The organism is Kitasatospora sp. NPDC088346, from assembly GCF_044740765.1.
Classification (GTDB): domain Bacteria; phylum Actinomycetota; class Actinomycetes; order Streptomycetales; family Streptomycetaceae; genus Kitasatospora.
This window is the reverse complement of the sequence record NZ_JBIURH010000165.1, coordinates 1-1,973: the sequence shown is the minus strand read 5'-3', so window position 1 is coordinate 1,973 and position 1,973 is coordinate 1. Positions and strand designations below refer to the sequence as shown.

Here is a 1,973-nt window from a genome sequence, read left to right as displayed (position 1 = left end):
TCTGGAGTCCCTGCCGGGTTGAAGGTGCAGGTCAGCTGGGTGGGGGCTGGTGACGCGGTCGGATTCGCCTAGAGACGCGATTTTGCGGATTTGCCTGCGCTGACCTGCAGTTGGTCCGTAGGGTCTGGAGTCGTGTACGTGAAGACGACGAAACGGGAGAACAAGTCCGGCACGGTCCGGTACCTGCACCTGGCCCACAACGAGTGGGATCCGGTGAAGGGCCGGGCGGTCCCGAAGGTCCTGTTCACGTTCGGCCGTGAGGACGACCTCGACCGGGACGCGGTGAAACGCCTGGTCGCGTCTCTATCGAGGCTGCTGGAGCCGGGTGAGGCGCTGGCGTCGACGGCAGCGGGTGACCTGGAGTTCGTCTCGTCGGTGCCGTTCGGCGGCACCTACGTCCTCGATCATCTCTGGCGGCGGCTGAGGATCGACAGGATCGTCGGGCAGGTCGGGCAGCCCAAACGGGGCCGGCGCCGGGACATGTCGGTGACCGAGCGGGTGCTGTTCTCCCTGGTCGCGAACCGGGCCCTGGCTCCGTCGTCGAAGCTGGCCGCCGCCAACTGGGCCACGCACGACGTGCATGTCGAGGGCCTGCCGGCCACCGACGACGACGCCTGCTACCGGGCGATGGACTGGCTCCACGAGGTGACCGACGACCTGGAGAAGCGGGTGTTCGACGAGGTCGCGAACCTCCTCAACCTCGAGGTCGACCTGCTGTTCTTCGACACCACCAGCACCTACTTCGAGCTGGAGGAGGCCGACGAACCCGCCGCCCGCGACGACAGGGGCCGCCTCCTGACGGACGACCGCCCAACCGCCGAAGAGGACGGCGAGTCCGCGGAGCAGGCCGGGTTCCGCACCTTCGGCAAGTCGAAGGACTCCCGCGACGACCTGCCGCAGATCGTGATCGGGATGGCCGTCACGAGGGACGGGATCCCGGTCCGCGTCTGGTCCTGGCCCGGCAACACCGGTGACCAGAAGCTGATCCGGCAGGTCAAGGACGACATGCGGGACTGGACCCTGAGCAAGATCGTGTGGGTCACCGACCGGGGATTCTCCAGCGAACGCAACCGCCGCTACCTCCGCCAGGGCGACCACGCCTACATCGTCGGCGAGAAACTCCGCTCAGGAAGTCCAGAGGTGAAGGCCACCCTGTCCCGCCAGGGCCGCTACAGCGAGATCACCGGGAACATGCGGGTCAAGGAGGTGCGGATCTCCGACACCGAACGGTTCGTGATCTGCCACAACCCCGAAGCCGCCACCCGTGACCAGCACATACGCGAACAGCTCGTCTCCCAGCTCACGACCCTGATCGAAGACACCGACAAGCTCAGCGACTTCAAGCGCGGCGAGCTCCGCGGCAAGCTCGCCGACAAGCCCGGCCTCAACCGCTACCTCCGCACCACCCCGGCCGGCAAGCTCCGCATCGACACCGCGAAGATCAAGACCGAGGAGAACCTCGACGGCAAGTACCTGCTGCGATGCTCCGACCCGCATCTGTCGGCCGAGGACATCGCCCTCGGTTACAAGCAACTCCTCGAAGTCGAGCGGGGCTGGCGGGACATGAAACAGATCATCGACCTGCGGCCCGTCTATCACCGGCTCGAGGAGCGCATACGCGCACACGTCGTCCTCTGCTGGCTCGCCCTGCTGCTGATCCGCATCATCGAGACCACCACCGACGAGACCTGGACGATCATCCGCCGCGAGCTCGACCGGCTCCACCTCGGCACATTCACCGGCCCTACCGGCCTGTTCCGACAGGTCACCACCCTCACCAAGCCCCAGACCGACCTTCTGGCCAAGCTCGGCATCCCCGCACCGAAGCAGATCATCGCCCTCGAACCCGCACCCCGCTGACCAGCACGAACACCAGCGCCTAGAGAAACGACTCTCAGGCGCCCTCACCCATGTCCGCGCAGGTCAGACCCCAAATTCGTGACTCTAGGCCGCTGAATTACGCGGAACGCAGG

1 protein-coding gene is annotated in these 1,973 nt (G+C 66.3%); it reads left to right on the top strand.

Annotated elements, in window-relative coordinates; translation table 11 throughout:
• The first annotated feature begins 138 nt into the window (after positions 1-138).
• Entirely contained in the window at positions 139-1,860 is a 1,722-nt protein-coding gene (locus tag ACIOFR_RS42175) for an IS1634 family transposase (RefSeq protein ID WP_401006136.1), read from the top strand.
• Positions 1,861-1,973 lie beyond the last annotated feature (113 nt).